This is a genomic window from Streptomyces sp. BR123 (genome assembly GCF_013401435.1).
GTDB lineage: Bacteria > Actinomycetota > Actinomycetes > Streptomycetales > Streptomycetaceae > Streptomyces.
Map to the genome: position 1 here is coordinate 1 of NZ_JACBGN010000041.1, position 23,625 is coordinate 23,625.

21 protein-coding genes, 1 tRNA gene and 2 pseudogenes are annotated in these 23,625 nt (G+C 72.3%); 20 read left to right on the forward strand and 4 right to left on the reverse strand.

Translation table 11 applies throughout. The annotated features are described in order from the left end of the window. Positions 1-178: 178 nt before the first annotated feature. Positions 179-1,348, reverse strand: coding sequence for a Ku protein (locus HYE82_RS09655; RefSeq protein WP_179173543.1), 1,170 nt, complete (start codon positions 1,346-1,348; stop codon positions 179-181). A gap of 31 nt (positions 1,349-1,379) precedes the next feature. Between HYE82_RS09655 and ligD the strand changes: the two genes are divergently transcribed. Together ligD and HYE82_RS09665 are read left to right on the forward strand one after the other, a co-directional pair. Further along, entirely contained in the window at positions 1,380-2,276 is an 897-nt protein-coding gene (ligD, locus tag HYE82_RS09660) for a non-homologous end-joining DNA ligase (RefSeq protein WP_179173544.1), read from the forward strand. Continuing rightward, a complete protein-coding gene (locus HYE82_RS09665) occupies positions 2,276-3,232 on the forward strand; it encodes an ATP-dependent DNA ligase (RefSeq protein WP_179173570.1) in 957 nt (318 codons plus the stop codon). Before ligD ends, HYE82_RS09665 begins: the two co-directional genes overlap by 1 nt. Before the next feature lie 77 nt (positions 3,233-3,309). Here the strand turns inward: HYE82_RS09665 and HYE82_RS09670 are convergent, their stop codons facing one another. After that, positions 3,310-3,714, reverse strand: a complete 405-nt coding sequence (locus HYE82_RS09670; RefSeq protein ID WP_179173545.1) for a DUF6479 family protein — start codon at positions 3,712-3,714, stop codon at positions 3,310-3,312. Positions 3,715-3,842: 128 nt separating this feature from the next. Here HYE82_RS09670 and HYE82_RS09675 point away from each other — a divergent pair, with 128 nt between their 5' ends. Further along, the gene (locus HYE82_RS09675; RefSeq protein ID WP_179173546.1) at positions 3,843-4,166 is read left to right on the forward strand and encodes a plasmid stabilization protein; all 324 of its coding nucleotides are present in this window, start codon (positions 3,843-3,845) and stop codon (positions 4,164-4,166) included. A 74-nt stretch (positions 4,167-4,240) separates the two neighbouring features. Here the strand turns inward: HYE82_RS09675 and HYE82_RS39230 are convergent, their stop codons facing one another. Beyond that, complete coding sequence (locus HYE82_RS39230; protein WP_309144251.1) at positions 4,241-4,369, reverse strand: XdhC family protein; 129 nt, start codon at positions 4,367-4,369, stop codon at positions 4,241-4,243. A gap of 180 nt (positions 4,370-4,549) precedes the next feature. Between HYE82_RS39230 and HYE82_RS09685 the strand changes: the two are divergent. From HYE82_RS09685 to HYE82_RS09710, 6 genes and pseudogenes are all read left to right on the forward strand, one after another. Beyond that, positions 4,550-5,859: pseudogene (locus HYE82_RS09685) on the forward strand (phosphoribosyltransferase family protein). 203 nt (positions 5,860-6,062) lie between these two features. Next, positions 6,063-8,333: a hypothetical protein gene (locus tag HYE82_RS09690; RefSeq protein WP_179173547.1), complete on the forward strand. Its 2,271-nt coding sequence runs from the start codon at positions 6,063-6,065 to the stop codon at positions 8,331-8,333. A gap of 76 nt (positions 8,334-8,409) precedes the next feature. Next, entirely contained in the window at positions 8,410-8,715 is a 306-nt protein-coding gene (locus HYE82_RS09695; protein ID WP_179173548.1) for a hypothetical protein, read from the forward strand. After that, positions 8,712-9,023, forward strand: a complete 312-nt coding sequence (locus HYE82_RS09700) for a hypothetical protein (protein ID WP_179173549.1) — start codon at positions 8,712-8,714, stop codon at positions 9,021-9,023. The genes HYE82_RS09695 and HYE82_RS09700 overlap by 4 nt, the downstream gene beginning before the upstream one ends. A gap of 165 nt (positions 9,024-9,188) precedes the next feature. Next, positions 9,189-9,494 (forward strand): annotated as a pseudogene (locus tag HYE82_RS09705) (hypothetical protein); the annotation flags it as partial. 134 nt (positions 9,495-9,628) lie between these two features. After that, the gene (locus HYE82_RS09710) at positions 9,629-9,844 is read left to right on the forward strand and encodes a DUF6243 family protein (protein WP_179173550.1); all 216 of its coding nucleotides are present in this window, start codon (positions 9,629-9,631) and stop codon (positions 9,842-9,844) included. Positions 9,845-10,085: 241 nt separating this feature from the next. On the opposite strand, the gene HYE82_RS09715 is transcribed toward HYE82_RS09710, so the two are convergent. Then, positions 10,086-10,157: transfer RNA gene (locus tag HYE82_RS09715), tRNA-Arg, on the reverse strand. Between the two features lie 99 nt (positions 10,158-10,256). Here HYE82_RS09715 and HYE82_RS37870 point away from each other — a divergent pair. The 11 genes from HYE82_RS37870 (at position 10,257) to prmC (ending at position 23,583) form a co-directional block, all read left to right on the forward strand. After that, positions 10,257-10,733: a response regulator gene (locus HYE82_RS37870; protein WP_179173571.1), complete on the forward strand. Its 477-nt coding sequence runs from the start codon at positions 10,257-10,259 to the stop codon at positions 10,731-10,733. A gap of 192 nt (positions 10,734-10,925) precedes the next feature. Then, a complete protein-coding gene (nrtL, locus tag HYE82_RS09725; protein WP_179173551.1) occupies positions 10,926-11,888 on the forward strand; it encodes an ArgS-related anticodon-binding protein NrtL in 963 nt (320 codons plus the stop codon). A 19-nt stretch (positions 11,889-11,907) separates the two neighbouring features. Further along, the gene (lysA, locus tag HYE82_RS09730) at positions 11,908-13,299 is read left to right on the forward strand and encodes a diaminopimelate decarboxylase (RefSeq protein ID WP_179173552.1); all 1,392 of its coding nucleotides are present in this window, start codon (positions 11,908-11,910) and stop codon (positions 13,297-13,299) included. A gap of 128 nt (positions 13,300-13,427) precedes the next feature. Further along, positions 13,428-14,717, forward strand: a complete 1,290-nt coding sequence (locus HYE82_RS09735; protein ID WP_179173572.1) for a homoserine dehydrogenase — start codon at positions 13,428-13,430, stop codon at positions 14,715-14,717. A 6-nt stretch (positions 14,718-14,723) separates the two neighbouring features. Beyond that, positions 14,724-15,794, forward strand: coding sequence for a threonine synthase (thrC, locus tag HYE82_RS09740; protein WP_179173553.1), 1,071 nt, complete (start codon positions 14,724-14,726; stop codon positions 15,792-15,794). Between the two features lie 438 nt (positions 15,795-16,232). After that, positions 16,233-17,159, forward strand: a complete 927-nt coding sequence (gene thrB, locus HYE82_RS09745) for a homoserine kinase (RefSeq protein WP_179173554.1) — start codon at positions 16,233-16,235, stop codon at positions 17,157-17,159. A 433-nt stretch (positions 17,160-17,592) separates the two neighbouring features. After that, on the forward strand, positions 17,593-19,668 hold the full coding sequence (gene rho / locus HYE82_RS09750) for a transcription termination factor Rho (protein ID WP_179173555.1): 2,076 nt from the start codon (positions 17,593-17,595) through the stop codon (positions 19,666-19,668). A 359-nt stretch (positions 19,669-20,027) separates the two neighbouring features. Next, positions 20,028-21,128: an LCP family protein gene (locus HYE82_RS09755; RefSeq protein WP_179173556.1), complete on the forward strand. Its 1,101-nt coding sequence runs from the start codon at positions 20,028-20,030 to the stop codon at positions 21,126-21,128. A gap of 153 nt (positions 21,129-21,281) precedes the next feature. Continuing rightward, positions 21,282-21,500 carry a 50S ribosomal protein L31 gene (gene rpmE / locus HYE82_RS09760; protein ID WP_030153765.1) on the forward strand — a complete coding sequence of 73 codons (219 nt, stop codon included), beginning with the start codon at positions 21,282-21,284 and terminating at the stop codon, positions 21,498-21,500. Positions 21,501-21,611: 111 nt separating this feature from the next. Continuing rightward, on the forward strand, positions 21,612-22,697 hold the full coding sequence (prfA, locus tag HYE82_RS09765; protein WP_179173557.1) for a peptide chain release factor 1: 1,086 nt from the start codon (positions 21,612-21,614) through the stop codon (positions 22,695-22,697). A gap of 40 nt (positions 22,698-22,737) precedes the next feature. Continuing rightward, entirely contained in the window at positions 22,738-23,583 is an 846-nt protein-coding gene (prmC, locus tag HYE82_RS09770) for a peptide chain release factor N(5)-glutamine methyltransferase (protein ID WP_179173558.1), read from the forward strand. Positions 23,584-23,625 lie beyond the last annotated feature (42 nt).

Sequence of the window (23,625 nt, forward strand, 5' to 3'; positions counted from 1 at the left end):
CCGCCCACCCTCAAACCCCCGGACGTCGACACCCTGTACACGCTGGCCCGGGACGCACGGACGTGGCTGGGGCGGTGACCGGGCCGGGGCGGTGAAAGGGCCGACGGGCAGGCCCGACCGCCGGGGATCCGGAGATCCGGTGCGCAGTGGCCGTGCCGGGCGGGCGGCAGCGCCGTCCCTATGCCGAGGCCCGTTTCCGCGGTGTGGCCTTCTTCGCGGCCGTCGTCTTCTTGGCCGCAGTCCTGCCGCCGCCGTCGCTTGCCGACGTCTTCTTGGTCGTCTTGGCGGCCTTCGCCGTCTTGGCCGTCTTGGCCGACTTGGTTGCCTTGGCCGTCGACTTGGTCGCGCCGGCCGGGGTCTTCGCCGACTCGGCCCCCTTCGACGCAGCGATGGATTTCCTGGCTCCCGCCGTCTTCCTCGCCGCGGCAGTCGACGCGGTCGACTTCTTCCCGCCCACCGCTTTCGGCGCGGCCGGCGCCCGCTTGCGGGACGCGCTCCGGCGGAGCGGTGTCACGTCGGCCTCCTCGGCCTCACCGGCCGCTGCCTCGCCCTCGCCCTCGCCCTCACCCCGGGACGCCTTGGCGGCCCGTACGCTCTTTTCCAACGCTGCCATCAGGTCGATCACCCTGCCGCCGGCCGGTTTCACCTCCGCCTCCGGCGGCGGTTCGAAGGCGCCCTCCGCCTTCGCCTCGATCATCGCCTCGACCGCCTCGCGGTACTCGTCCGTCAGCGACGCCATGTCGACCTCCCCCAGCGTCGCCATCAGCGCATCCGCGAGGTCCAGCTCCGCGTCCCGGACGGACACCGAACCCTCCGGGGCGACGCCCTCGGGCTCCCGGATCTCGTCCGGCCACAGCAGCCCGTGCATCGCGATGACGTCGTCGACGACCCGCAGCATGCCCAGCCGCTCCCGCCCGCGCAGTGCGTACTTGGCGATCGCCACCCTGCGGCTCCGCTTCAGCGCCTCGCGCAGCAGCGTGTACGGCTTGGCGGCCGTCGCCCCGTTCGCCGCGAGGTAGTACGCCGCATCCATCTGCAGGGGGTCGATCTCATCCGCCGGTACGAACGACACGATCTCGATGGTCTTCGTCGTGGCGATCGGCAGCCGGGCCAGGTCCTCGTCCGTGATCGGGATGATCGAGCCGTCGGCCTCCTCGTACCCCTTGCCGATCTCGTCGCCCGACACCTCCTCGCCGTCCAGCTCGCACACCTTGCGGTAGCGGATGCGCCCGCCGTCATCCAGGTGGATCTGGCGGAAGGAGATGGAATGGCTCTCCGTGGCGTTCACCAGTTTGATCGGGATGCTGACCAGGCCGAAGGAGATGGCCCCGTTCCAGATGGATCGCACGGTTCCTCCCGTTTCGTGGCACTCTCATCGTATGACGCCGATCACGATGGTGGAGGGGCGTCGCATCTCGCTCAGCAATCTGGACAAGGTGCTGTACCCCGAGACCCGGTTCACCAAGGGCGAGGTGTTGCACTACTACGCCACCGTCGCCGGTCCGCTGCTGGCCCACATCCACGACCGGCCGGTGTCGTTCCTGCGCTATCCCGACGGTCCGGAAGGCCAGCTCTTCTTCACGAAGAACCCGCCGCCCGGTACCCCCGCCTGGGTGAAGACCGCCCCCGTGCCCCGCTCCGACGACCCCTCCGCCGAACAGGTGGTCGTCTCCGACATGGCCTCGCTGATGTGGGCCGCCAATCTCGTGGTCGAGTTCCACACCCCCCAGTGGCCGGCAGGCAGCCCCGCCGTCGCCGACCGTCTGATCCTCGACCTCGACCCCGGTGCGCCCGCCACCGTCGTCGAGTGCTGCGGCGTCGCGCTCTGGCTGCGCGACCGGCTTGCCGCCGACGGCCTGTCCGCGTACCCGAAGACCTCCGGGGCGAAGGGGCTGCACCTGGCCGTGCCGCTGGAGCCGACCCCGTCCGAGGTCGTGTCGGCGTACGCGAAGACGCTGGCCCAGGAGGCCGAGCGCGAGCTCGCCGAACTCGTCGTGCACCGCATGGCCAAGTCCCTGCGTCCCGGCAAGGTCTTCGTCGACCACAGCCAGAACGCCGCCGCCAAGACCACCGCCGCCCCCTACACGCTGCGCGCACGGGCCCGGCAAACGGTTTCCGCCCCCGTCTCCTGGGCCGAGGTCGAGGCCTGCCGGGTCCCGTCCGACCTGGTCTTCCTCGCCGATGACATCCCGCCGAGGGTCGAGCGTGACGGTGATCTGTTCGCGCCGCTCCTGGACCCGGAGGGTGCCCGCCCTCTTCCCGGGGCCGGACCGTGATCCAGGTGGCCCTGGCGGCCCCCGTACGGAGCCTGCCGCGCGGCGCGGGCCTGGCCTACGAGCCGAAGTTCGACGGGCACCGGCTGGTGGTCGTCCGTACGCCCGGGGACGTACTGCTCCAGGCGCGCTCGGGCCGCCTCGTGACCGGGGCCTTTCCCGATCTGGTGGCCGCGGCCCGCCGGTTGCCCGCCGGCACCGTCCTCGACGGCGAGGTCGTGGTGTGGCACGGGGGGCGTACCGACTTCGCCCTCGTCCAGCGGCGGGCGGCGGCCGCCACGACCGCCAGGGCCGCCGTCCTCGCCCGGACCCTGCCGGCCTCGTACGCCGCCTTCGACGTCCTCGAACTGGCCGGGGAGGACGTGCGCGGGCGGCCGTACGAGCGGCGCCGGGCCCTCCTGGTGGACCTGCTGTCCCCGCTCGGCCCGCCGCTCCAGCCCGTCCCGATGACCACCGACCCGGAAGTGGCCGAGACCTGGTACGAGACCCTCCCCGCCAGCGGCATCGAAGGCCTGGTCGTCAAACGGCTGGACCAGGCGTACCCGGCGGGCCGCCGCGGCTGGCGGAAGCTGCGGCACACAGAGGTGCGGGACGCGGCGGTGATCGGCTACACGGGCACGGCGCGCCGCCCCCGGGCGCTGGTGCTGGCGCTGCCGGTCGAGGACGAGACGCCGCTGGTGTCGAGCCCGCTGACGGCCGTGCAGCGGGCGGAACTGGCGGCGGAACTCGCCCGGCGGGCGGAGGAGGCCGACGGCAGCGCCCCGGCGGCGGGCACAGAGGCGGCGGCGGAGGCCGCGGAGGCCGCGGAGGCGACGCTGGTCACCGAGGCCACGGCGACCGCGATCGGGATCGGCGAGGTCCCGTACCACCCCCTGGATCCGCCCCTGGCGGCCGAGGTCCGGCACACCTCGACCCGGCACCCGCCGCCCGAGGTGCTCAGGCTCCGCACAGACGCCTGACCTGCGCCGCGGGCAGACGGCGCAGGTCAGAGACGGGTGAGCGAGAGGGCGGCGGCGGGCGCCCGGACCCGGGGCGGTCAGGCGTGGGCGCCGCGTCCCGCGTCCGGGGGAGAGCCGGGCTGGGGATGCGGTCCGGGGCCCACGGGGCGCTCGTAGCCGGACTCGCGCCGCCTGCGGACCTCGTCGGGGTGGGCGGACTCGGTGTCGCCGAAGTTCCCGTAACCCTGCATCTCGTGGGGGCGCAGGCCGCCTTCCGGGATCTCCACCTGGTCGCGCTCCTCGCGCACCTCGTGGACCGCTCCGCCCTCGGGCAGGTGCGGCTGGCTCTCGGGGGTGGGCGGCGGGGGCTCCTTGGCCCGGACGCGCTGGCCCAGCTTGAAGCCGGCCAGCAGGAACCCGGCGATCACGATGCCCACGAGGAAGAACCACGCGGCCCTGCCGAGCGTCGCGTCGACCGCGAGGTAGCTCAGTGTCGTGTTCATACAGGTCATATTCCCGGCTTTGGTCGGGATTCGCCCGACAAGGGGCAGAAATATGGCCGCCGCGGGACTGGCGGCCGGTGCGGCGGGTAGGCGGGCAGGAGTCCGGATCGGAAGGAGGGGGTCAGGCCATGCCGCGCGGATCCTCCCCCAAGCGTGAACGCCAGTACGAACACATCAGAGAGGGTGCCGAGGAACGCGGCGTCCCCGAGGAAGAGGCCAAGGAGATCGCCGCCCGGACGGTCAACAAGGAACGGGCCCGCGCCGGCGAGTCCGAGACCGCGAGCCGCCTCTCCCTGGAGGACATGTCCTCCTCGCGCCGCGGCGGCCTGCGCTCCCACTCGGGCGCGCAGGGCCCCACGCACGCACAGCTCTACGAGGAGGCCAGGAAGCGCAACATCCGCGGCCGCTCGGAGATGACCAAGGCCCAGCTCAAGCGCGCCCTCGGCAAGTGAGGAAGTGAGGAAGTGAGGAAGTGAGGCACGGCAGCTCGGCAGCATCCGGCGGGGACGCTGGGCACCGAGCAACGTCAACCCGGGTCGCCCAGGTCGAGCCCGATCGGCCCGTGCACCCGCGCGACCTCCGCCTCCGCCACCCCGGCCGCCCGCAGCCCCTCGCGCCGCCGGGCCGTGGTCTTCCGCGAGCCGAGCGCCCCCACGTACGGATCCCGAACGCGAGCGCCGCCCGCAGCGTCGGCACCTCGAACCGGATCGGGGCTGCCCCGCTGCCGACCTGCGCACGTCCCACGGATCACCGGGACCACTTGCACAAACGCCCCCGATGAGTTCCTCTCGAAGAAGGGGTCGAATCGAACGCCAAGACGAGGCGGCGAGACCAGGTGCTCTTCACCGACCGCGACGACGCGGGACGACGACTCGCCGAGGCCCTCCGGAAGTACGAGCCGGCGAACCCCGTGGTCCTGGGCCTGCCCCGGGGCGGCGTCCCGGTGGCCTTCCACGTGGCCCACGCCCTCCGCGCCCCCCTCGACGTGATCGTGGTCCGCAAGCTCGGGGTCCCGTACCAGCGCGAACTCGCATTCGGCGCGATCGGCGAGGGCGGCGTACGCGTCATCAGCGACGACATCGTCCGCCGCGGCCGCCTCACGCCGCAGGACATCGCAGAGGTGGAGGCGGCGGAACAGGCGGAACTGGCCCGCCAGGCCCACCGCTTCCGGGCCGGCCGCTCCCGCGTCCCCCTGCGCGGCCGTACGGCGATCCTGGTCGACGACGGCATCGCCACCGGCGCCACCGCAGCCGCCGCCTGCGGGGTCGTACGGGCGCAGGGCGCGGCCAAGGTGGTGATGGCGGCCCCGGTGGCACCGCCGGACGCCGCGGCCCGTCTGGCGGAGGCCGCCGACGACGTCGTCTTCCTGGCCACACCGGCCGGATTCTCCGCCGTGGGCCAGTGGTACCAGGACTTCTCCCAGACCTCCGACGAGGAGGTCATCGCCCTCCTGACCCGCGCGGCGAGCGAGACCCCTCCCCCCAACCCACCGAAGGCACCGCCATGAGCCCACCCACAACGACGATCGACGTCGTGATCGACGCGGCGGGCTTCGCCCTCCCCGGGGAACTCACCCTCCCGCCGGACGCCCGCGCGGTGGTCGTCTTCGCCCACGGCTCGGGCAGCAGCCGGCACAGCCCCCGCAACCGCCAGGTGGCCGCGGCCCTGAACCGCGCCGGCCTGGGCACCCTCCTCTTCGACCTCCTCACCCCGGCCGAGGAGCAGAACCGCGCCCACGTCTTCGACATCCCCACCCTGTCGACCCGCCTCACGGACACCACGACCTGGCTCCACACCCGCACCCCGACCCTCGACCTGGCCTACTTCGGCGCCAGCACGGGAGCCGCAGCAGCCCTCACCTCAGCGTCACGGCCGGACTCCCCGGTCTACGCGGTGGTCTCCCGCGGCGGTCGCCCGGACCTGGCGAACTCCCTCCCCGCGGTCCGCGCCCCGACCCTCCTCATCGTCGGCGGCGACGACACCCAGGTCCTGGCCCTGAACCGCGAGGCCCAGGCCCAACTCCGCTGCGAGAACCGCCTGGAGGTGGTGGAGGGCGCCACCCACCTCTTCGAGGAACCGGGCGCCCTGGAAGAGGTCGCCACCCTCGCCACCACCTGGCTCACCGCCCACCTCCCCCCGAACTGAGGGCCGGCATCCGGCAACTCCCCGGACCGGCACCGGACCTGTTGCCGCCACTGCACGGCGCTGCCGACTGCCGAGCCGAAGCGCGGCCCCGACGCACCGCAGCCCGGGCACGGCGGGCGCCTTGGACCGCCGTGCTCCCGTTCGCCGTTGCGGAGTTCCGCCGACAGGCCCGCGCGGCCACGCCGCCTCGATACGCTGCCGGGGTGACCATCGCCACGCCGCTGCTCGCCGATCCGGACTCCTTTCTCGCCCGCGCCGAAGAACGCGGCGCCCCGCTGGAAGCCAGGGCGGCCGAAGCCGTCCTCGGCCTGCTCGTGCTCTGCGAGGCCCGCCGCCGTACCGGCTTGCCCGAGCCCACCGAGGAACTGGCGGCCGAGCTGCTGCACACCCTCCTCCCCCTCTACGTGAGCGCCACCGAGAGCGAGCTGCCGGACTACGTGGCGGCGCTGGTCGCGCTGGCCGACCACACCCGCGAGGCAGGCCGGCTCAACGCCAAGCGGCACGCGAAGCTCGTCGCCCGGGTGCACGAGCTGGCCGAGGGTTTCCTCCAGGCGATGACCAGCCCCCGCCGTCTCACCTGGCCCCGGCTGTACGGAAACCTGCTGCGCGCCGACGGCGTGGACACCACCGACCGCCAAGCGGTGCGCGATTGGCTGGATGCCTTCGCGCAGCGCCCGCACGCCGAGCGGCACGCCGCGCTCGGCTTCGCCGCGTCCTGCGCGCAGGAACCGCTCGCCGAAGCGGCCTGGGCGGAGGCGCTGTGCGCCGAGCGCTCCAGGCAGGCCCGGCTGTTGCTCGCCGGACGGCTGGAGGCCGTGGCGGTGGCCGAGCGGGAGCGGCCCCGGCCCGGCGAGGGCCCGTCGGTCGCCGCCGCGCCGGCCGACCTGTCCGACGACGAGCTGGACGACTGGTACGGCGAGCAGGCGGCCGTGCTCGCGGACCGCTGGACGGCGGCCGGACTCGACGCGCTGCTGCAGGGACCCTTCGCGCATCTGGCGCCGGGCGGCGAGGCTCCCGTGCCTCTCCTCACCCTCGTCGAGGCCATGGCCGGGACGCACCTGGAGATGAACGGCGGCGAGTTCGCGCCGCTTCCCCCGGCCCCGTTGCCCGTCTCCGCGGAGGACCAGGCCGCACGGCTGCGTGCCACCGAGCTGCCCCGGCTCCTGGAGCGAGCCGCCGCCGACCCGGAAGGCGCGGACGAGCGGACGCGCGAACTGGCGCTGGCGAGCGGATTCCTGGTGCGTGGGCAGGACGGCGTGCTCGGCCCCGGACCGTCGGCCGAAGCCTGGAGTGACGGCGGTCCTGCGGAACTGACCGGACTGGCGCTGACCATGCTGGGCGCCCTGCTGTCGCGACTGGCCGAGGAAGAGGGGACCGCAGAGGAGTACGACGGCGAGCACGTGCTCACGCTCTACCTCCTGTGCGGAGAGGCCGGCACGGCGCAGTCCGTGGCCCGCCTGGCCGCCCTCGGCGACATGTGGTTCGTCCCACCCGAGCACGAAAGCGCACCCCCGGCGCCCGGCGGCCCGGAAACCGGGGACTACGAACTGCCCGATCCCCAGGCCCTGACCGAGATCCTCGGCATTCCCACGCTCACCGCGTCCGACCGCGAGGGCCTGCAGCCGGCAGCCACCCGCCTGGTGCGGCTGATGGACGGCCTGGCCGCTCTGGGCGTCACCGAACGCACCGGAGACGCCCTCCGCCTCACGCCCCTCGGCTCCGCACTGCTGCGCGAGGCCCTCGTCCTGGGCCTCGAAGGCCCGGCCGCCGATGCCTTCCCCACCCGGGAGCAGGTGCGCGGCTGGGACGCGGGGCGGCTGGTGGCGGCGGCCCGGTACTGGCCGAAGCCCGTCGCCCGGCAGACGATCGGCGACTGGCTGGCCGCGCACGGCGCCGAAGGATGGGCCCCTCTGTTCGAGGCGCTCGCCGCCCCCTGCCCCGGGCCGGATCCCGCCAGGAGGCGGTCCCTGCTCACCACGCTCGATGCCGCCGCCGTACCCGAGGAGACCCTGCACCGGCTGCTGGCCGACCCCGTGCTGGGCGGCTGGGCCGAGCACCTCCTGACCGCACGAGGACAGGCACCGGCCGCTCCCGCCGTGCCGCTGTCGGCCCGTGCGGTACGTCTCCTCGACGAGCTCGAAGCCGTGCGGCTGGCCGCATCCCTCGACCACCGCATGACCGCGGCCACCGACGAACCGGAACCCGAGCCCTTCCCTGAACTGCTGGCAGCCTTCGACAAGGCCGCCGCGGCTTGGCCCGGTGGCGGCCAGGCCCTGCTCACCGCCCTCGCCGCGGCGGACCCGTACACCACCGCCGCCCTCGCGCAGCAGCTCTCCCACCACCCCGACCGCGCCACCGCCGAACAGGCCCGCCGAGCCTGGCGGACCTCCCTCGCCGGCAGTGCGGAGTACGTCGGCTCCCGGCGTACGAAGCAGTCCAACCGGCGCGCCGACAGAAAGCGCAAACGGGGCTGACCGGCATGACGTCCTCAGAAGATGGCCGCAGTGATCCGGGTCGCCATGCCCGGGACGGCGGAGGGGATATCGACCGATGAGCCACCACCCTGCGGCTCCGACCGGTGCCGGGAGGCGGAAGCCCTGGCAGCGACGCCTCGCCATCGGCGCCTGGTTGTTCTCGGGCCTGTGTGTTCTCGGCGTCCTCAGCCTGGTCCTGATGATCGCGTACGAGTTGCGCTACCCCAGCGAGGAGCAGAAGAAGTGCTGCTGGGAGGAGAACGTCACGCCCGACTGGATGGCGGGGACGATGGGCTTCCAGGTACCGGAGACGGCCACCGACCGACGGGCCGGGCTCCACACCAACGCTCAGTACGATGTCGCGCTGCTTGCTTCACCGTGACGACCACGGAGGCGGACCGCTTCCTCAAGCCGCTGCAGCCCGAGGGTACGCAGATGGTCCGCAACACCCATCCCAAGGAGCCGGGGTACACCCGAAGTGACGGGTTCAGTCACCTTGGCCTCCCTGAGCCCGAGACCTTCGTCGATGGCATGCGCATCGGCGGCCTTTGCCGTGGTGACACCAAGACGCCAGAAGGAAACGCGGTCCAGTTCTGCACGGACATCCACGCACACGAGTTCCAGCCCGGCACCACCCGCATCTACCTCTGGGCCAGCAGCGACGCCCCCATCAAGCCGCCGACGGCCTGACCGCGGGACCTGTCGCCGCCCCGGGCAGGCGGCGGCCGGGCTCCGGTCCGTTCGGCCTCTGGCGTCCGCTGAGTGTGACCTGGCGGACGGCGTCGGGCCGAGCGGCCTTGGGGACTCCTGGCGGGTGAGGAGATGCGGCTGTCGTTAACGACGACCAATGCCTGTGCCCGGGTGCTCGCGCTGCCTCCCGAAAAGGCCACCTCCCCGCGGGCGCGCCGCCCGTACGACCTGCGGTCCACCTGCATCACGAACTGGCTCCGCGCCGGGCTGCCCGTCGCCGAGGTCGCCCGCCGGGCGGGGAACTCTCCAGAGGTGATCCACCGGAACTACACCGGCTGTCTCGACGACAGCGAGGGGGAGAACAACAGGAAGATCGAACAGGCGGCACGGCTGACCCGGGGCGCTCGCCGCGGTCCCGGCCGACGCCGGGGCGGCGAAAAGCCTGTGCGCGGGGCCGACGGAACCGGGTAGCGTCGTTGTCATGTTCTTCCAGACACCGGTTTACGAGTGAGAGCGTGACGGGCTCTGCCGACATCGTCCGACGTCGCCGCCCGTCACCCACCGACGAATCCGTACTTCACTTCACATCAGGACCGGGAGAACCCGTGACCAAGAGCAAGAACATCAACAACCCCGTGGGCCAGGGCGGCGGCCAGCGCAAGCGGCTGTCCCGCGCCGAGCGGCAGAACAACGGTCCGCACCGCAACCTCGACCGCCAGGGTGCAGCCGACAAGAAGGCGGAGCTGCTGCGCAAGATGCGCGAGAAGACCGGCGCATCCGAGGGCGCCGGGCAGGCGGGCGAGGACACCGCACAGAGGTGACGCACCGCCGCCCCAGGGCGGTACCGCACGGGGCAGGGCCCGGACCGCGACGAGCGGTCCGGGCCCTGCTGCCGTATGGGGGAGAGCGAACAATCCCCCGTGGCGCCGAGGCGCGGCGTGCGGGCGTGAGCCGCTCACGCCGCTCACGCGCCACTCACGCGTGAACAGTGAGAGACAACGAGAAAGCCCCGGACTCAGTGGGACTGAGTTCGGGGCTTCGTCTTTGGCACTTCTTGCGAAGTGCCCCCGGCAGGATTCGAACCTGCGCACACGGCTCCGGAGGCCGTTGCTCTATCCCCTGAGCTACGGGGGCGTGTCGTTCGCTGTGCGGCGACGGGTTGAACACTACCAGCTTCCGCGGGGTGATCAGAAACCGTTTCCGGAGGAGGAGCGCCCGGGTCGCTCGGACGGGGTGGAAGTGGCAAAAACCCGGACGCGGGGGCGAGCGCGGACCTACTCTCGAGTTGTGCCAGGCGCCTCGGGCCGGGTGCTTGTTGTCGACGACAACAAGGTCATCCGGCAACTGATCAAGGTCAATCTCGAGCTGGAGGGCTTCGAGGTCGTGACCGCGAGCGATGGTGCCGAGTGCCTGGACGTGGTGCACGAGGTGGCTCCCGATGTGATCACGCTGGACGTGGTCATGCCACGGCTGGACGGGTTCGGGGCCGCTGCGCAGCTCAAGGCCGATCCGCGGACGCGCCATCTGCCCGTCGCCATCGTCAGCGCCTGTACGCAGCACGAGGTGGAGAACGGGATCGAGGCCGGGGTCGACGCGTTCATCGCCAAGCCCTTCGAGCCCGCCGAGCTGGTGCAGGTCGTCCGCAGGCTCGTCGAGCGGCGCGATCGGGAAGGGCGTGAAGGGGCTCCCGCCGGGAGGGGGAGGGGCTGAAGGCCTCTTCGTTTCCGTGCACTGTTCCTTTCGGCCCCGAGCATCGTTCCTTTTCGGGTTCGTGCGTCCTGCCCGGCGGGCGCGGGGTGTCCTGCCCGGTCGGGTCGTCCTGGGGCGGATCTGTTCGTCGGGCCTGTTCACATGGCGAAACCGTTCGCGTGACCGCGGGGTGTCTCCCCTAGGCTGGGTTCCGTGACCCCCGCCGATCTCACCCGCACCGTCGTGCGCGCCGTGCGCTGCGCCGTCGAGGACGGGGAGCTGCCCGCGCATGCCGCGGTGCCCGCGCGGGTGGTCGTCGAGCGGACCCGCCCCGGCGGGGTGGGGGAGTACGCCACGCCCGTCGCCTTCCAGGTCGCCAAGGCCGCCGGCCGCCCGCCCGGTGAAGTGGCCCGGGTGCTGGCCGGCCGGCTGGTCGCCGAGGCAGGGATCGCCCGTGTCGAGGTCACCGGCGCCGGCTTCCTGAACTTCGTCCTGGAGGAGCGGTCCTCCGTCGACGCGGTGCGCGACGCGCTGCGCCTCGTGGGTGCTTTCCCCGCCGTCTGCGCAGCACCTTCTCCTGCCGCCGGCGAGTTGCGCGCCGTGGTCGTCGGGCGGGCCGTCGGGCGGATCCTGGCGAGTCAGGGGATCCCCGGTGGGGAGCCGCTTGCGAACATCGCGCCCGTCGCACGGCGGGACGGGGACGTCGTCGCGCGGTTCGGGGAGGACGCCGCCGTCTGGGCCATGCTGTGCGTTCCGGCCCATGAGACGCCTTCGTTCCGGGACACGCTGCTCGTGCAGGACGAGTCCAGCGAGTTCTTCCGGGTTCGGTACGCGCATGCCTGTGCTGTGGGGCTGGTGCGCAACGCCCGGCTGCTCGGCTTCGGGCCCCGGCTGATGCCCGCCCCGTACGGCGACTGCGCCGGGGTGCTGCGCGTCCTCGCCGACCATCCGCTCGTCCTCGATGCCGCCGCGCACCACCGTGCGCCCGAGCGGCTGGTCAGGCACCTCGTCGAGCTGGCCGACGCGCTGCTCGACTTCCAGTACCGCGTCCTGCCCAAGGGGGACGAGAAACCCTCGGCCGCCCACCGCGCCCGGCTCGCCCTTGCCGAAGCCGCCGGGACGGTGCTGGCCGGCGGCCTGGCCCTGCTCGGCATGAACGCACCCGACTGCCTGTGATCCGCGAAGAGAGAGACCGATGAGCCGTTCCGCGCACCCCGCCGGCCCCCGCCATGCCGACGTCCTGCCCGAGGGCCACTACACGCCGCCGCCCGCCGACCTGAACGCCCTCGACGAGAAGGTGTGGTCCCGGACCGTCCGGCGCAACGACGACGGCGTCGTCAGCATGGGCGGGGTCGACGTCACCCGGCTCGCCGAGGAGTTCGGGACGCCCGCCTACTTCCTCGACGAGGCGGACTTCCGGGACCGGTGCCGGGCGTGGGCCCACGCCTTCGGGCCGGATGCCGATGTGTTCTACGCAGGGAAGGCGTTCCTCTCCAAGGCCGTCGTGAAGTGGCTCAAGGAGGAGGGGCTGAACCTGGACGTGTGCTCCGGCGGGGAACTGGCCACCGCCCTCGCCGCGGGGATGCCCGCCGGGCGCATCGCCTTCCACGGCAACAACAAGTCCGTGGCGGAGATCACCCGCGCCGTCGAGGCCGGCGTCGGACGGATCGTCCTCGACTCCTTCCAGGAGATCGCCCGCGTCGCGCACATCGCCCGTGAGCTGGGCGTACGCCAGCCCGTGCAGATCCGTGTGACGGTGGGCGTGGAAGCGCACACCCACGAGTTCATCGCCACCGCCCACGAGGACCAGAAGTTCGGCATCGCCGTTGCCGACGGTTCGGCGGCCGAGGCGGTGCGCCGCGCCCTCGGGCACGACTCGCTGGAACTGCTCGGCGTCCACTCCCACATCGGCTCGCAGATCTTCGACATGGCCGGCTTCGAGGTCTCCGCCCGCCGCGTGGTCCGCCTGCTGGCCGCCGTACGCGACGAGCACGGCATCGAGCTGCCCGAGATCGACCTCGGCGGCGGCCTCGGCATCGCCTACACCTCCTCCGACGACCCGCGCGAGCCCCACGAGATCGCCAAGGCGCTGAAGGAGATCGTCGACCGCGAGTGCGAGGCCGCCGGGCTGCGCGCGCCCCGCATCTCCGTCGAGCCGGGCCGCGCCATCGTCGGGCCGACCGCGTTCACGCTCTACGAGGTCGGGACGATCAAGCCGCTGGCGGGGCTGCGCACGTACGTGTCCGTGGACGGCGGCATGTCCGACAACATCCGCACCGCCCTCTACGACGCCGAGTACTCCGTCACCCTCGTCTCCCGCACCTCCGACGCCGAGCCGGTGCTCGCCCGCGTCGTCGGCAAGCACTGCGAGAGCGGTGACATCGTGGTCAAGGACGCCTACCTGCCGGCCGACCTGGCCCCCGGCGACCTGATCGCCGTACCCGCCACCGGCGCGTACTGCCGCTCCATGGCGAGCAACTACAACCATGCGCTCCGCCCGCCCGTCGTCGCCGTGCGCGACGGGGCGGCGCGGGTGATCGTCCGGCGCGAGACGGAGGAAGATCTCCTGCGTCTCGACCTCGGATGATGAAATAGCTGTCTCATCCAATGGACCGAGGATGGAAACTTGTGTCCATTGGGTGAGACTGGTTCAAACCCGGCGCGCAACACCGCCCGCCGGGAGCCGAAGAAAGATCGAAAGGCGTAGGTCGAATGATGCGTACGCGTCCGCTGAAGGTGGCGCTGCTGGGCTGTGGAGTGGTCGGCTCAGAGGTGGCGCGCATCATGACGACGCACGCCGACGATCTGACGGCGAGGATCGGCGCGCCCGTCGAGCTGGCGGGCGTCGCCGTGCGCCGTCCCTCCAAGGTGCGCGAGGGCATCGACCCCGCGCTGATCACCACCGACGCGACCGCCCTGCTCAAACGGGGCGACGTCGACGTCGCCATCGAGGTCATCGGCGGCATCGAGCCGGCCCGCAGCCTCATCACCACCGCCTTCGACCACGGCATCGCCGTCGTCTCGGCGAACAAGGCGCTCCTCGCCCAGGACGGCGCCGCCCTGCACGCGGCCGCCGAGCAGGCCGGGCTGGACCTCTACTACGAGGCCGCCGTCGCCGGCGCCATCCCGCTGATCCGCCCGCTGCGCGAGTCCCTCGCCGGCGACAAGATCAACCGGGTGATGGGCATCGTCAACGGCACGACGAACTTCATCCTGGACAAGATGGACTCCACCGGCGCCGGCTACCAGGAGGCCCTCGACGAGGCCACCGCCCTGGGCTACGCCGAAGCCGACCCGACCGCCGATGTCGAGGGCTACGACGCCGCCGCCAAGGCCGCCATCCTGGCCGGGATCGCCTTCCACACCCGGGTCCGGCTCGACGACGTCTACCGCGAGGGCATGACCGAGGTCACCGCCTCCGACTTCGCCTCCGCCAAGCGCATGGGCTGCACCATCAAGCTGCTCGCGATCTGCGAGCGCGCCGCCGACGGCGGGTCCGTCACCGCGCGCGTGCACCCGGCGATGATCCCGCTCAGCCACCCGCTCGCCTCCGTCCGCGAGGCGTACAACGCCGTCTTCGTCGAGGCGGAGGCCGCCGGGCGGCTCATGTTCTACGGGCCCGGCGCGGGCGGTTCGCCGACCGCCTCGGCGGTCCTGGGCGACCTCGTCGCCGTCTGCCGGAACAAGCTCGCCGAGGCAACGGGGCCCGGCGAGTCGGCGTACACCCAGCTGCCGGTAAGCCCCATGGGGGACGTCGTCACCCGGTACCACATCAGCCTCGATGTGGCCGACAAGCCGGGTGTCCTCGCCCAGGTGGCGACGGTCTTCGCGGAGCACGGTGTCTCGATCGACACCGTCCGGCAGAAGGGCAAGGACGGCGAGGCCTCCCTCGTCGTCGTCACCCACCGCGCACCCGACGCCGCCCTCTCGGGGACCGTCGAGGCGCTGCGGAAGCTGGACACCGTCCGCGGTGTCGCCAGCATCATGCGTGTTGAAGGGGAGTAAGGACCCATGAGCAGCAATCGCACCCACCAGTGGCGCGGCATCATCGAGGAGTACCGGGACCGCCTGCCGGTCACGGACACGACGCCGGTGGTGACGCTCCGCGAGGGTGGTACTCCCCTCGTGCCCGCGCAGGTCCTGTCCGAGCGCACGGGCTGCGAGGTGCACCTCAAGGTCGAGGGCGCGAACCCCACCGGGTCCTTCAAGGACCGCGGCATGACCATGGCGATCACCAAGGCCAAGGAGGACGGCGCCAAGGCCGTCATCTGCGCCTCCACGGGCAACACCTCGGCCTCGGCGGCCGCCTACGCGGTGCGCGCCGGGATGGTGTCCGCCGTCCTCGTGCCCCGCGGGAAGATCGCGCTCGGCAAGATGGGCCAGGCCCTCGTCCACGGCGCGAAGATCCTCCAGGTGGACGGCAACTTCGACGACTGCCTCGACCTGGCCCGGGCGCTCTCCGACAACTACCCGGTGGCGCTGGTCAATTCCGTCAACCCGGTGCGCATCGAGGGCCAGAAGACAGCTGCGTTCGAGATCGTCGACGCGCTCGGCGACGCCCCCGACGTCCACGTGCTGCCCGTCGGCAACGCCGGCAACATCACGGCGTACTGGAGGGGCTTCAAGGAGTACAAGGCCGACGGCCTGGCCTCCCGTACGCCCCGCGTGTGGGGTTTCCAGGCCTCCGGTTCCGCTCCCATCGTGCGCGGCGAGGTCGTCAAGGAGCCGCAGACCATCGCCACCGCCATCCGCATCGGCAACCCGGCCTCCTGGGAGTACGCGCTCGCCGCGCGCGACGAGTCGGGCGGTTTCATCGACGAGGTGACGGACCGCCAGATCCTCGCCGCCTACCGCCTGTTGGCCGCGCAGGAGGGCGTGTTCGTCGAGCCCGCCTCGGCCGCCTCGGTCGCCGGCCTGCTCAAGGCCGCCGAGCTGGGCCTGGTCGACCCCGGCCAGAAGATCGTGTGCACGGTCACGGGCAACGGCCTGAAGGACCCCGACTGGGCGGTCGCCGGAGCCCCGCAGCCCGTCACCGTCCCGGTGGACCCCGAAGCCGCGGCCGTCCGCCTCGGCCTGGTCTGACGGCTGTCCGCCGCGGCCCGGCCGACACCGGCCGGGCCGCGGCGGGGTCGCCGGTGGGGCGGCGCCGATGCGCCGTCACGGTGCCGCGGCACCGTCGAAGCCCCGGCGGTCCACGCCGAGTTGCCGGATTCAGCCCCCTTCTGAGGCCTTCCGGGGCCTGCCCGGCCGCTCCGGATCCGCTCCGGACGCCTCGCGGAATCCGGCAACTCGGGTCGTACGGCGGCAAAACCAAACCGAATCCGGGGTCCGGGACGCGACACGCATCGTGCGCCTCCCGTGCGCCCTATGTCGCGGGAGAACCTTCCTTCGATACGCTGTACTGACATCCGCCACCGCGCATATGACCGCGGTGCTGCCCCGAGGGCCCCCGGGTGTCGTACCTTCTCCAGTACATTCACAGCGAACTTCTCGCACGGTCACAAGGAGTGTCATCGGACGATGGCCGGTCCAGCGTTCCGCGCCGCCGCCGTACGGGTGCGCGTCCCCGCCAGCAGTGCCAACCTCGGCCCGGGCTTCGACGCCTTCGGTCTGGCCCTGGGGCTCTACGACGACGTGGTCGTCCGCGTGGCCGACTCCGGCCTGGACATCGACATCGCGGGTGAGGGCGCCGACACCCTCCCGCGGGACGAGAGCCACCTGCTCGTACGCTCCATGCGCACCGCGTTCGACCTGCTGGGCGGGCAGCCGCGCGGCCTGGAGGTCGTCTGCGCCAACCGCATCCCGCACGGCCGCGGCCTCGGCTCGTCCTCCGCCGCCATCTGCGCCGGCATCGTCGCCGCGCGCGCCGTCACCATAGGCGGCGAGGCCAGGCTCGACGACACGGCCCTGCTGGAACTGGCCACCGAGATCGAGGGCCACCCCGACAACGTCGCCGCCTGTCTGCTCGGCGGCTTCACCCTGGCCTGGATGGACGGCGGCAGCGCCAAGGCCATCCGCATGGAGCCTTCCGACTCCGTCGTTCCGGTGGTCTTCGTCCCCGCCAAGCCCGTCCTCACGGAGACCGCGCGCGGCCTGCTGCCGCGCACCGTCCCGCACGTGGACGCGGCCGTCAACGCGGGCCGCGCGGCCCTCCTCGTGGAAGCCCTGACCAGGCGCCCCGAGCTGCTGCTGCCGGCCACCGAAGACCGACTCCACCAGGAGTACCGGTCCCCGGCGATGCCCGAGAGCGTGGCACTCGTCAACCGACTGCGGGCGGACGGCATCCCCGCGGTCATCTCCGGCGCGGGCCCCACGGTCCTCGCGCTGGCCGAAGGCGGCGCGGCCGACAAGGTCGCGCAGCTCGCGGGCGAGGGATGGGCGGCCAACCGGCTGGCCCTCGACGCCGCGGGCGCGAGCGTACTTCCGCTGGGAACCCAGGGCGGCTAGCCCGTACGGGCCGGTCGGTCAAGGGGCGGGCGGCCAGGGCGGGCCGCCCGCGCGGATGGCGCGATTGCCGGTGATTGAGAGGGGGAATATCTGTTGGATCCGGTAGTGTTACTCTCAAGTGCGCAGCCGAAGCCGCCTTGGCTCGGCGCTCAGTGTCCCCATCAGGGACCACCTTTCTTCCGGGAGCCTCCCCGACTGCTCTGATCACTTCCGGCAGTTTCGAGCACCGCTCCGGAATCGGAATCGGCGTGAACTTCCCACGCTTCCAGCTCGGGGGCCTCTCGCCGGAACCACTCATGCACGTTTCTCTCCGCCGTACTTCTACCGGCGGACCACCGCCCCGGCTCAGTCCACACACCTAGGACTGCTGCCGGACAGCACAACCGGTCGCCGAGCCAGACAGGCCGACGTCCGCTCCAGGGAAGGACCCTTCGTGAGCGACACCACCGATCTGATGGGCGCTGCCGACGCTTCTGTCGACACCAGCGCTCCCGCCGCGGCCTCCGCGCCCAAGCGCCGCCGCTCCGGCACCGGCCTCGAAGGCATGGTCCTGGCCGAGCTGCAGCAGGTCGCGTCGGGCCTCGGTATCAGGGGCACCGCGCGCATGCGCAAGAGCCAGCTGATCGAGGTCATCAAGGAGGCGCAGGCGGGCGGCAGCACCGCCAAGGCCGCGGCACCCGCCGCCGACGCCGCCGAGGCCAAGCCGAAGCGCCGCGCCACCAGCAAGGCCCGCACGGGCGAGGCCGCCGCCGCGGCGCCCGCCGAGAAGCCCGCCGCCCCCGCGCAGATCGAAATCCCGGGCCAGCCGGCCGGGGGCACCGCCCGCACGGGCGAAGCCGAGCGCGGCGCAGAGGAGGCCCCGGCCGGCGAACGCCGCCGCCGTCGTGCCACCGCCCCCTCCGGCAGCCCGGAGAACGCGGCCGCCGCCACCGTGACCGTCGAGGCCAAGGCCGAGACCGCCACCGCCGCCGCGCCCGCCGAGACCAAGGCCGAGGCCGCCACCGCCGTCTCCGCGCCCGCCCAGGGCGGCCAGGAGGGCGAGGGCCGCGGCCGCCGCGACCGCCGCGAGCGCGGGGAGCGCGGGGAGCGTCAGCGTGACCGCCGCGAGCGCGGTGCCAAGACCGACGAGCAGGGCCAGGGCGCCCAGGGCGGCCAGGGCCAGGGCGGCGGCCGGGGCGACCGCGACCGCCAGCAGGGCGGCCGGGGCCAGGGCCAGCAGGGCGGCCAGCAGGGCCGCCAGGACGCCGGGCCGCAGGACGACTTCGACGACGAGGGCGGCCGCCGTGGCCGTCGCGGCCGCTACCGCGACCGCCGTGGCCGCCGCGGCCGTGACGAGTTCGCCCCGGGCGAGCCGCAGGTCGCCGACGACGACGTCCTGATCCCCGTCGCGGGCATCCTCGACATCCTCGACAACTACGCGTTCATCCGGACCTCGGGCTACCTGCCCGGCCCCAACGACGTGTACGTCTCCCTCGCCCAGGTCCGCAAGGCGGGCCTGCGCAAGGGCGACCACATCACCGGTGCCGTGCGCCAGCCCAAGGACGGCGAGCGCCGCGAGAAGTTCAACGCACTCGTGCGCCTGGACTCCGTCAACGGCATGGCGCCCGAATCCGGCCGCGGCCGCCCCGAGTTCCAGAAGCTGACCCCGCTCTACCCGCAGGACCGGCTCCGCCTGGAGACCGACCCGGGCGTGCTGACGACGCGCATCATCGACCTGGTGTCGCCGATCGGCAAGGGCCAGCGCGGTCTGATCGTGGCCCCGCCGAAGACCGGCAAGACCATGATCATGCAGGCGATCGCCAACGCGATCACCACGAACAACCCCGAGTGCCACCTGATGGTCGTCCTCGTCGACGAGCGTCCGGAAGAGGTCACCGACATGCAGCGGTCGGTCAAGGGCGAGGTCATCTCCTCGACCTTCGACCGCCCGGCCGAGGACCACACCACCGTTGCCGAGCTGGCCATCGAGCGCGCCAAGCGCCTCGTCGAGCTGGGCCACGACGTGGTCGTCCTGCTGGACTCCATCACCCGTCTGGGCCGCGCGTACAACCTCGCGGCGCCCGCCTCCGGCCGCATCCTGTCCGGTGGTGTCGACTCGACCGCGCTGTACCCGCCGAAGCGCTTCTTCGGTGCCGCGCGCAACATCGAGGACGGCGGCTCGCTGACCATCCTGGCCACCGCGCTGGTCGACACCGGCTCGCGCATGGACGAGGTGATCTTCGAGGAGTTCAAGGGCACCGGCAACATGGAGCTCAAGCTCGACCGGAAGCTCGCCGACAAGCGCATCTTCCCGGCCGTCGACGTCGACCCGTCGGGCACCCGCAAGGAGGAGATCCTCCTCAACAGCGAGGAGCTCTCCATCGTCTGGAAGCTGCGCCGGGTGCTGCACGCGCTCGACTCGCAGCAGGCCATCGAGCTCCTGCTCGACAAGATGAAGCAGACGAAGTCGAACGCCGAGTTCCTGATGCAGATCGCCAAGACGACCCCGTCGGGCAAGAACGACGACTGACGCCGTCGGGCATCCCACCGGAACCGCCCCCACCGCAGCCGCGGCGGGGGCGGTTCCGCGTCTCGGCCCGTACGGGGCCTCCGGAGCCGGTACGGCGACGGCCGGGCCCAGCCCGGCGACGAGGCCTCCGTACGGCGGCAGGCGCGCCCCCTGCGGCCCGAATACGGGCCTTCCGGCGCTGCTGCCCCGCCCGTTTCCCGAGCCCGGTGCGACCTTCGCCACATCCGCGGCCTGCGCGGGCCCGGCGGGGCCGGGCCGTGGAACCCCCGGAGGCGTTCCCCCGTCTGTGTGAGCGGGCGGGCGGGGGTAGCCCGAGGCCGGACGGACGGCCGGGCCCGCGCCCCAGGACTGAGGAGAGCATGAGCGAGGAGAGCAGGGGCGAGGGGCGGCGTGCCGCCGCGGACCGGCCCAAGGGCAAGCCGGCGAAGCGGAAGGCCCTGTCCGTGGCCGCCTGGAGCGCGGTCGGCGTGGTTCTCCTCGGCGGGGCGGGGCTCGGCTGGTTCTACTTCAAGATCAACGGGAATCTGAAGACGGTCGACATCGACCAGGCGCTCGGTGCCGACCGCCCCCAGAACGTGGACAACGGCTCGATGGACATCCTCGTCCTCGGCTCCGACTCGCGCGCCGGCGCCAACGGCGAGTACGGCCGCGACGACGGCGGCTCCGCCCGCTCCGACACCGCGATGATCGTCCACCTGTACGAGGGCCACAAGAAGGCCACCGTCGTGTCGATCCCGCGCGACACCATCGTCAACCGCCCCTCGTGCACCACGAGCAACGGCAAGACCGACCGCGGCAGCACGCGCTCGCAGTTCAACGAGTCGTTCACCATCGGCGGGGCGGCCTGCGCGGTCAAGACCGTCGAAAAGATGTCGGGGATCCGCATGGACCACTACATCGAGGTCGATTTCACGGGCTTCAAGAAGATCATCGACAACCTCGGCGGCGTCGAGGTGACCACCACCAAGCCGATCAAGGACGACGGCAGCCACCTCAACCTGCCGGCCGGCACCAACCGCCTGGACGGCGAGCAGGCCCTCGGCCTGGTCCGCACCCGCAAGAGCGTCGGCGACGGCAGCGACCTCGGCCGAATACAGCTCCAGCAGGCCTTCATCAAGGCCCTGATCAAGCAGGTCAAGAGCATCGGCATCTTCGACAACCCCAAGCGGCTGCTCGACCTCGCCGACACCGGAACCAAGGCGCTCACCACCGACAAGTCCCTCGGCGACGTGAAGTCCCTCATGGGCTTCGCGCAGAGCCTGCAGGGCATCGACGCCCAGAACATGCAGATGATCACCCTGCCGGTGGCCCCGGACCGCTACGACCGGAACCGCGTCGCGCCGCTCACCAAGGAGTCCAAGATGGTCTGGGACGCCCTCCTGGCCGAGCAGCCGGTCCCCGCCGAGGCCACCGCGAACTCCGCCGGCGACAAGAGCCCGGCCGGCGACATCGTCCGCTGAGCGGAATAGATGCCGGGCCCTCCTGGTTGAGGAGGGCGTTCCCGGAATTTTGACAGGCAGCCCGGTCCTGGCAGACTGGTCTGTCGGCCCCGGTTCACGCACGCGGCAATTCGGCCCCTGCGACCCGGCGCCCTCCCGAATCTAGGAGACACCTTGAAGCGCGATGTTCACCCCGAGTACGTCGAGACCCAGGTCAGCTGCACCTGCGGCGCGTCGTTCACCACCCGTAGCACCCTGACCGAGGGCACCATCCGTGCCGAGGTCTGCTCCGAGTGCCACCCGTTCTACACGGGCAAGCAGAAGATCCTCGACACCGGTGGCCGTGTCGCCCGCTTCGAGGCCCGCTTCGGCAAGGCTGCCGGCTCGAAGTAGCGAGCCCACGGCGCCGGACCCCGGCCGCACCCCGCTCACGCGGGCGCGGCCGGGCCGGCGCCTTTGTCGTCCCGCAGCCCTTTTTCGTACTTTTCACCCCAGGAGCCCCCGATGTTCGAGGCGGTCGAGGAACTGGTCGGCGAGCACGCCGACCTCGAGAAGAAGCTCGCCGACCCTTCGGTCTTCTCCGATCAGGCCAACGCGCGCAAGCTGAACAAGCGCTACGCGGAGCTGACCCCGATCATCGCCACCTACCGGGCGTGGAAGCAGTCGGCGGACGACATCGAGACGGCGAAGGAGTTCGCCGCGGACGACCCCGACTTCGCAGCCGAGGTCAAGGAGCTCACCGCGCACCGCGAAGAGCTCACCGAGAAGCTGCGCCTGCTGCTCGTCCCGCGCGACCCCAGCGACGACAAGGACGTGCTGCTGGAGATCAAGGCGGGCGCGGGCGGCGACGAGTCCGCCCTCTTCGCCGGCGACCTGCTGCGCATGTACCTGCGCTACGCCGAGCGGGTGGGCTGGAAGACCGAGATCATCGACTCCACCGAGTCCGAGCTCGGCGGCTACAAGGACGTCCAGGTCTCCGTCCGCACCAAGGGCGGCAACGGCGCCACCGAGCCCGGCCAGGGCGTGTGGGCCCGCCTGAAGTACGAGGGCGGCGTGCACCGCGTCCAGCGCGTGCCGGCCACCGAATCGCAGGGCCGCATCCACACCTCCGCCGCCGGCGTGCTCGTCACCCCGGAGGCCGAGGAGGTCGAGGTCGAGATCAACCAGAACGACCTGCGCATCGACGTGTACCGGTCGTCCGGCCCCGGCGGCCAGTCCGTCAACACCACGGACTCCGCCGTCCGCATCACGCACCTGCCCACCGGCGTGGTCGCGTCCTGCCAGAACGAGAAGAGCCAGCTCCAGAACAAGGAGCAGGCCATGCGCATCCTGCGCTCCCGCCTGCTGGCCGCCGCCCAGGAGGCCGCCGAGCAGGAGGCCGCCGACGCCCGGCGCAGCCAGGTCCGCACCGTCGACCGGTCCGAGAAGATCCGTACGTACAACTTCCCGGAAAACCGGCTCTCGGACCACCGGACCGGCTTCAAGGCGTACAACTTGGACCAGGTGCTCGACGGCGACCTCGACCCGGTCATCCAGTCGTGCGTCGACACGGACTCGGCCGCCAAGCTCGCGGCCGCGACCCCGAACTGACCCCCCTCCCCCCGTACGACAGCAAGCCCGGAGGACCAGCGTGAACTTGCTGCTTGCCGAGGTGGCCCAGGCCACCCAGCGGCTGGCCGCCGCAGGCGTGCCCTCACCGCGCTTCGACGCCGAGGAGCTCGCGGCCTTCGTCCACGGCGTCAAACGGGGGGAACTGCACCGCGTCAAGGACGCGGACTTCGACGCCCGCTACTGGGAGGCCGTCGCCCGCCGCGAGGCGCGCGAGCCGCTCCAGCACATCACCGGCCGCGCCTTCTTCCGGTACCTGGAGCTCCAGGTCGGGCCAGGGGTGTTCGTCCCCCGGCCCGAGACCGAGTCGGTCGTGGACTGGGCCATACAGGCCGTCCGGGCGATGGACGTCGTCGAGCCGCTGATCGTCGACCTGTGCACCGGGTCCGGAGCCATCGCCCTCGCCATGGCCCAGGAGGTGCCGCGCTCGCGCGTGCACGCCGTGGAGCTGTCCGACGACGCCCTGCGCTGGGCCCGCAAGAACGCCGAGGGATCGCGGGTCACCGTCCACCAGGGCGACGCCCTGGAGGCCCTGCCCGAGCTCGACGGACAGGTCGACCTGGTGATCTCCAACCCGCCGTACATCCCGCTCACCGAGTGGGAGTACGTCGCCCCCGAGGCCCGCGACCACGACCCGGAGATGGCGCTCTTCTCCGGCGAGGACGGCCTCGACACCATCCGCGGCATCGAGCGGACCGCCCACCGGCTGCTGCGGCCCGGCGGGGTCGTCGTCGTCGAGCACGCCGACACCCAGGGCGGCCAGGTTCCGTGGATCTTCGCCGAGGAACTGGGCTGGGCCGACGCCGCCGACCACCCCGACCTCAACAACCGCCCGCGCTTCGCGACCGCCCGCAAGGCACGCCCGTGAGCGCCCCCCTTCCCGCCACCCACCTGCTGCACGAGGAGGCTC